Genomic DNA, 7,599 nt, shown 5'->3' with positions numbered 1-7,599 from the left:
CGCGCCCGCCGCGAACGCCTTGATACGACCGTCCTCCGCAAGACCTCGCTGACGGCTGAAGTCGATGAAGGAAGCAGGGGTGGACATGACGGTCACACCACCGGCGAGGGCCATGGTGCACTCGCCCTGTCGCAGCGCCTGGATCGCCCAGTGGAGGGCGACGAGGGAGGACGAGCAGGCGGTGTCGACGGTGACCGCGGGGCCCTCCAGACCGAGGACATAGCTGATCCGGCCGGAGACGACGCTGGCGGCGTTGCCGGTGCCGAGGAAGCCCTCGACGCCGTCGGGGGCCGCCAGGATGACGTTGAGGTAATCCTGTCCGTTGGTGCCAGTGAAGACGCCGACGCGCTCGCCCCGCACGGTGGCCGGGTCGATGCCCGCCCGCTCGAAGGCCTCCCAGGAGGTTTCGAGGAGAAGACGCTGCTGAGGATCCATCGCCAGCGCCTCACGCGGCGAGATCCCGAAGAACCCCGGGTCAAAGTCGGTCGCGTCGGCGAGGAAGCCGCCCTCGCGGACATAGCTGGTGTTGTCGGCGGCGGCCTCGGGGTCGTACAGCCCGTCGAGGTCCCACCCTCGGTCGGCGGGGAAGCCGGAGATGGCGTCACGGCCGTTGACGAGGAGCTGCCAGAGGTCTTCCGGGGTCCGCACGCCGCCGGGGAAGCGGCAGCTCATCGCGACGATGGCGATGGGGTCGTCGTCGGCGGCCGGTCCGCTGCCCGTGGCGGCGGTGAGGGCTGTGCCGGTGGTGGTCGCGGTGCCGAGCAGCTCGTCCTGGAGGAAGGCGGCCAGCGAGAGGGTGTTGGGGTAGTCGAAGATCAGGGTCGCGGGCAGCTTCAGACCGGTGCGCGCGGTGAGGAGATTGCGGATCTCCACGGCGGTCAGCGAGTCGAAGCCGAGGTCCCGGAAGGCGCTGCCGGGGTCGACCGAGGCCGGTCCCGCGTAGCCGAGGACGGCGGCGACCTGGGTGCGTACGAACTCCAGCGCCAGTTGGTCGCGTTCGCCCGCCGGGGCGTCGGCGAGCTGCCGGGCGAAGCCGTCGGCCTCGGCCGCGGGGCCGGTCTCCTCGGCGGCGGCGAGCGCGTGGGCCGCCTCGGGGAGGTCGGCGATGAGCGGGCAGGGGCGTACGGCGGTGAGGCCGGGGGCGAGCCGGGCCCAGTCCACGTCGGCGACGACGGACGAGGTCTCGTCCAGGGTGAGCGACAGCCGCAGCGCCGCCAGCGCCCGCTCGGGCGCGAGGGCGGGCAGTCCGGCCAGCCGCAGACGCTCGGCGACGAGTTCGTCGGTGGCCATGCCGCCGTCGGCCCAAGCGCCCCAGGAGACCACGGTCGCGGGCAGCCCGTCGGCGCGGCGCTGTTCGGCCAGAGCATCCAGATAAGCGTTGGCGGCGGCGTAGTTGGCCTGCCCCGCGGCACCGAAGACGGCCGCGACGGAGGAGAACAGGACGAACGCGTCCAGATCCAGCTCACGGGTCAGCTCGTGCAGGATGTGCGCCGCGTACGCCTTGGGACGGATGACCCCGGCGAGGCGTCGCGGGGTCTGGGCGTCCAGCACTCCGTCGTCCAGGACACCGGCGGCGTGGACGACCGCGGTGAGGGGGTGCTCGGCCGGGACGGCCGCGAGCAGCGCGGCCACCGCTTCGCGGTCGGCGACGTCGCAGGCGGCGAAGGTGACTTCCGCCCCCATCTCGCGCAGCTCGGCGGCGAGTTCGGCCGTTCCCTCGGCGTCCGGGCCGCGCCTGCTGACCAGCAGCAGACGGGGGGTTCCGGTACGGGCGAGCCAGCGGGCGAGATGCCGGCCGAGCGCACCGGTGCCGCCGGTGATCAGCGCCGTGCCGGTGGTGGTCCACTCGGCTTCGGGGCGCTGCTCACGGGGGGCGCGGACCAGCCTGCGGGCGAAGATCCCGGTGGAGCGTACGGCGAGGTGGTCCTCGGCGCCGAGGCCGCCGAGGATGTCGGCGAGCCGGTCGGCGGACCGCTCGTCGGGGTTCTCCGGGAGGTCCACGAGACCGCCCCAGCGTTCGGGCAGTTCGAGCGCGGCGGTACGGCCGAGGCCCCAGGCCTGTGCCTGGACGGTGCTGCTGAGCCGGTCGGAGCGGCCGGTGGCCACCGCGCCCCGGGTCGCGGTCCACAGCGGGGCCTCCACTCCCGTGTCGCCGAGCGCCTGGAGCAGGGCGGTGGTGGCGGCGAGGCCCGCGGGCAGCGCCGGGTCCTCGGGGTGCGGCCGCTCGTCCAGCGCGAGCAGGGAGAGCACCCCGGCGGGTGTGCCGGTGTCCGCGAGGGCTTCGGAGATCCGTCGCGCGACGGCGGCCCGGTCGTGCCGGGCGGCGTCGACGACGAAGGTGCGCGTGATGACGCCGCGCGCGGTCAAGGCGCGTTCGGCGGCCGTGGTCCACGGGGTCTCGACGCCCTCGGGCACGACGAGGAGCCATGTCCCGGCGAGCGGCGCGGGCGCGGTGTCCGTCAGCGGCTTCCAGCTGACGCGGTAGCGCCAGCCGTCCACGGCGTCTTGGTCGCGCTGCCGGCGGTGCCAGGCGGAGAGCGCGGGCAGCACGCTGCTCAGCGGCTGCTCGCCGTCGACTCCGAGGGTGTCGGCGAGGGCCGCCAGGTCCTCGCTGTCGACGACCTCCCAGAATCGGGCGTCCGTGGCGCTGAGTTCGCCGCCCTCCGCCGGTCCGGCGAGGTCGGTGAAGGGGTCGCGGGGCCAGTACAGCTCGCGCTGGAAGGCGTACGTGGGCAGCTCGACGCGGCGCGCGCCGGTCCCGGCGAAGCGCGCGGACCAGTCCGGGGAGAGGCCGCGCACATGGGCGCCCGCGACGGCGGCGTTCAGCGACCGCGCCTCCGGGCGTCCGGCGCGCAGCGCGGGGAGGAAGGCGGCGGCGCGGGGGCCGGTGGCGGTCTGGCAGTCCTGGCCGAGGGCGGAGAGCACACCGCCCGGACCGAGTTCGAGGTAGGTGGTGACGCCTCGGCTCTCCAGCCAGCGGATGCCGTCGAGGAAGCGGACGGCCTCGCGGACATGCCGTACCCAGAAGTCGGGAGTCGACATGTCGTCGCCGACCAGGGTGCCGGTGAGGTTGGAGACGATCGGAATCTTCGGGTTGTCGTACGAAAGATTCTCGATCGCTGTACGGAACGCCTCCAGCATGCCGTCCATGTGCGGCGAGTGGAACGCGTGACTGACAGTGAGACGCTTGGACTTGCGGTCGGCGAAGTGCTCGACCACGGCGAGAGCAGCGCTCTCGTCACCCGCGATCACGACGGACCGAGGACCATTGATCGCGGCGATACTCACCCGGTCGGTCAGCAGCGGAAGGATCTCCTCCTCCGACGCCTGCACAGCGATCATCACACCGCCCGTGGGCAGCGCCTGCATCAAACGGCCACGAGCCGCCACCAACGTGCAGGCATCAGCCAGCGAGAACACACCAGCCACATGCGCCGCAGCAATCTCACCGATCGAATGACCCGACAGGAAATCGGGCTTCAGCCCCCAGCTCTCCACCAGCCGGAACAACGCCACCTCGACCGCGAACAACGCCGGCTGGGTGACCGCCGTCTGATCGAGAGCACCGCTCTCATCACCGAACAGTGCTTCCTTCAGAGACAGTTCGGGAGCGAACCGAGCACACACCTCGTCCAGCGCCCGAGCGAACACCGGGTACGTCTCATACAGCTCACGCCCCATCCCCGGCCGCTGACTCCCCTGGCCGGTGAAGAGGAAGGCGAGTTTGCCCTCCGTGGCGGTTCCTTCGAGGACTTCGGCGGAGGGGCGTCCTTCCGCGAGCGCGGCGAGCCCTTCGAGCAGCGCGTCGCGGTCGTCGGCGACGATCGCGGCGCGGCGGTCCAGGGCGGCTCGGGTGAGGGCCTGGGAGAAGGCGAGATCGGCGGTGGTCAGCTCGGGGTGGGCCGTGACATGGGTGTGCAGTGCGACGGCCTGGGCGCGCAGCGCGGTCTCAGTCCTGCCGGAGAGGACGACAGGCAGGGCGGTCCGCCCGGTCGAGGCGTCCGGGGTCTCAGACCTCTCAGACCTCTCAGGCTTCTCCGGCTTCTCCGTGGTGTCCGGTGCGCTCTCCAGGATGATGTGGGCGTTGGTGCCGCTCATGCCGAACGAGGAGACGCCGATACGGCGCGGCTGGTCGCTCTGCGGCCACGGCCTCGCCTCGGTGAGCAGTTCCACCTCACCGGCCGACCAGTCGACGTGCGGGGTCGGCTCGTCCACATGGAGGGTGCGCGGGAGCACTCCGTGGCGCATCGCCATGACGCTCTTGATGACACCGGCGACGCCGGCGGCGGCCTGCGCGTGGCCGATGTTGGTCTTGAGCGAGCCCAGCCACAGCGGGCGGCCCTCGGGACGGTCCTGGCCGTAGGTGGCGATGACCGCCTGCGCCTCGATCGGGTCGCCGAGGCCGGTGCCGGTGCCGTGCGCCTCGATGGCGTCGATCTGCGCGGGGGTGAGCCGGGCGTTGGACAGCGCCTGGAGGATGACCCGCTGCTGGGAGGGCCCGTTGGGCGCGGTCAGTCCGTTGGACGCGCCGTCCTGGTTGACGGCGGTGCCGCGTACGACGGCGAGGACGGGGTGGCCCTTGCGACGCGCGTCGGAGAGCCGTTCGACCAGCAGGATTCCGACGCCCTCGGCGAGGCTGAAGCCGTCGGCGTCCGGGGAGAACGCCTTGCAGCGCCCGTCCACGGCGAGTCCGCGCTGCTTGCTGTAGTCGATGAATGTGCCGGGCGCCGACATCAGGGTCGCACCGCCCGCGAGGGCGAGTGAGCACTCGCCGTTGCGCAGCGCCTGTACGGCCAGGTGCAGGGCGACCGAGGAGGACGAGCAGGCGGTGTCGACGGTGACCGCCGGGCCTTCGAGACCGAAGGTGTACGAGAGCCGGCCGGACGCGACGCTGGCCGCGTTGCCGGTGCCGAGGTAGCCCTCGACATTCTCGGAGGAGCTGAGCAGGGCGGTCAGATAGTCGTGATTACTGGTGCCGACGAAGACGCCGACCTGCCTGCCGCGCATCGAGGTCGGGTCGATGCCCGCCCGCTCGAAGGCCTCCCAGGAGGTTTCGAGGAGAAGACGCTGCTGAGGGTCCATCGCCAGCGCCTCGCGCGGCGAGATCCCGAAGAGCGAGGGGTCGAAGCGCGCGAAGTCCTGGACGAATCCGCCCTGGTTGGCGTAGCTGGTGCCCGGGTTCTCGGGGTCCGGGTGGTAGACCGTCTCCATGTCCCAGCCGCGGTCGGCGGGGAAGTCGGTGATGGCGTCGACGCCGTCGGCGACAACGCGCCACAGATCCTCGGGCGAGTCGATGCCGCCCGGGTAGCGGCAGCCCATGCCGACGATCGCGATGGGATCCTGGTTCTTCGCTTCGACATCGCGCAGCCGCTGACGCGTCTGATGCAGATCCGCTGTCACCAGCTTCAGGTAGTCCCGCAGCGTCTCTTCATTCGCCATTTAACGCAACCACCCATTTGCAGCAGACGGCATCGGAATACTGTTTGCACAGAGCCGAGAATTACATCGGGTAAACAGTCATTTCACTCACTCATTGAATCGACTGCTCCATATCAGGCTATGAGTAGCCCAATCTCCCCGACAACCCCTAACCGCCCCCTACGCCCCCCTGGGTGGCGGGAGACATAGAGGGCGGCGGCCCTACAGGAATATCCCAGGGGGCTGACCATCCTGGCCAATAACAGGCACGCCGTCAATAACTCGATTCATCGAAGAATCGCATACGGCCATGGCCCGGCGGATATGAAGGACCCTGGGGTTCAAACCGGGTTTCAGGCTCGGCCGAGCCCCTTGTTGATGAAGGCGAACAGCTCTTCGTCGCTGGCCTCCTGGAGCTGTTCGACATCGTCCAGCACCCCGTCCGACCCTCCGTACGCGCTTCCGTCCGGGTTTCCGTCCGACGCGGCACTCCGGTCGGTGACGCCCGCCGGGTCGTCGCTCTCGTTCCACTTGGCCAGCAGCGACTGGAGCCGCATGGTGACCCGGGCCCGTACGACGTTGTCGGCGGTGCCCCGTTCCAGTACGGCTTCGAGCTTGTCCAGCTCCTCCAGCAGCGGGGCGCCGCCCGCGGCCGCGTCGGGCACGATCCCGGCGCGCAGATAGGCGGCGACGGCGGCCGGGGTGGGGTGGTCGAAGACGAGGCTGGCCGGGAGCTTCAGCCCGCTCACCGCGCCGAGGCGGTTGCGCAGTTCGACGGAGGTCAGCGAGTCGAAGCCCAGCTCCTTGAAGGCCCGGCCGGCCTCGACCGCCGCCAGGTCGGTGTGGCCGAGGACGGCGGCGACGGCGGTGCGGACCAGTTCGAGGAGAAGCCTCTCCTGCTCGACCTCGGGAAGTCCGGCGAGCTGCTGGGTGAGAGGCACTCCCCCGGCGAGGTCGTCGGCGGACTCGCGCTCCGCGCTCTCGATGATCCGCCGGGCCTCGGGCAGTTCGAGCAGCAGCGGCCGGTCCCGGTCGGCGGTGAAGGCGAGCGTGAACCGCTTCCAGTCCATGTCGGCGACGGTCAGCGTGGTCTCGTCGCGGTCCAGCGCGTGCTGGAGCGCGGCGAGGGTACGCCCGGGCGACATGGCGAGGATGCCGTGGCGGCGCATCCGGTCACCGGCGGCGCCGCCGTCGCCGTCCGCACTGCCCCAGGGGCCCCAGGCCACAGAGGTCGCGGGGAGCCCGGCGGAGCGCCGGTACTCGGCGAAAGCGTCGAGGAAGGAATTGCCCGGAGCCTGGTTTCCCTGGCCGGGCGCGCCGAAGGTGGCGGCGAAGGACGAGAAGAGGACGAACGCGGAGAGGTCCAGTCCACGGGTGAGTTCATGCAGATGCAGCGTGGCATCGACCTTGACCCGGAGAACGTCCGCCACCTGCTCGGGAGTCAGCGTCTCGATCACCCCGTCGTCCACCACCGCCGCCGCGTGGATCACTGCGGTGAGGGGCTGTTCGGCGGGTATGGACGCGATGAGCGCCGCCACCGCGTCACGGTCGCTGACATCACACGCGGCGACGGTGACCCGCGTCCCCAGCTCGGTCAGCTCCTTCTCCAGCTCGGCCGCGCCGGGCGCGTCCGGGCCCCGGCGGCTGGTGAGCAACAGATGCTCCGCGCCGTTCTCGGCGAGCCAGCGCGCGACATGCCCGCCAAGCGCTCCCGTACCGCCGGTGACCAGCGTGGTGCCCTCCGGACGCCACTCCCGTACCGCCGCGCTGTCCCCCAGGGGAGCATGGGCGAGGCGGCGGCCGAAGAGGCCGGAGGAACGGACCGCGACCTGGTCCTCTCCGCCGTCGCCCGCGAGGACGCCCGCGAGCCGCTCGCGCGTACGGTCGTCGAGAGCGGCCGGGAGATCGATCAGACCACCCCAGCGGCCGCCCTGCTCCATGGACGCGACCCGCCCAAGGCCCCAGATCAGCGCCTGTACGGGGTCCGTGACCCGCTCGGAGCGACCGGTGGCGACGGCCCCCCGGGTGGCGCACCACAGCGGCGCGGCCACTCCGGCGTCGCCGAGCGCCTGCGAGAGCGCGAGTTCGGCGGCGAAGGCGCGCCCATCGGCGTTCTCGCCCGCGAGTGCGAGGAGGGAGAGCACCCCGGTCGGAGCGGTGCCGTCCGTCAGCAGCCCGGCG

At 71.6% G+C, this 7,599-nt stretch carries 2 protein-coding genes; both read right to left on the bottom strand.

Translation table 11 applies throughout. The annotated features are described in order from the left end of the window. On the bottom strand, positions 1 to 5,439 hold a 5,439-nt coding region (locus tag IE247_RS33695), incomplete at its 3' end, for a type I polyketide synthase (RefSeq protein ID WP_190127185.1). A gap of 332 nt (positions 5,440 to 5,771) precedes the next feature. Further along, positions 5,772 to 7,599 (bottom strand): beta-ketoacyl reductase (locus tag IE247_RS33690; protein WP_190127184.1); only part of this gene is annotated, 1,828 nt, incomplete at its 5' end.

This window comes from Streptomyces inusitatus, from assembly GCF_014651115.1.
GTDB classification, from domain to species: Bacteria; Actinomycetota; Actinomycetes; order Streptomycetales; family Streptomycetaceae; genus Streptomyces; species Streptomyces amakusaensis.
The sequence above is the reverse complement of the archived record's forward strand: the minus strand, read 5'-3'. Positions and strand labels throughout refer to the sequence as shown.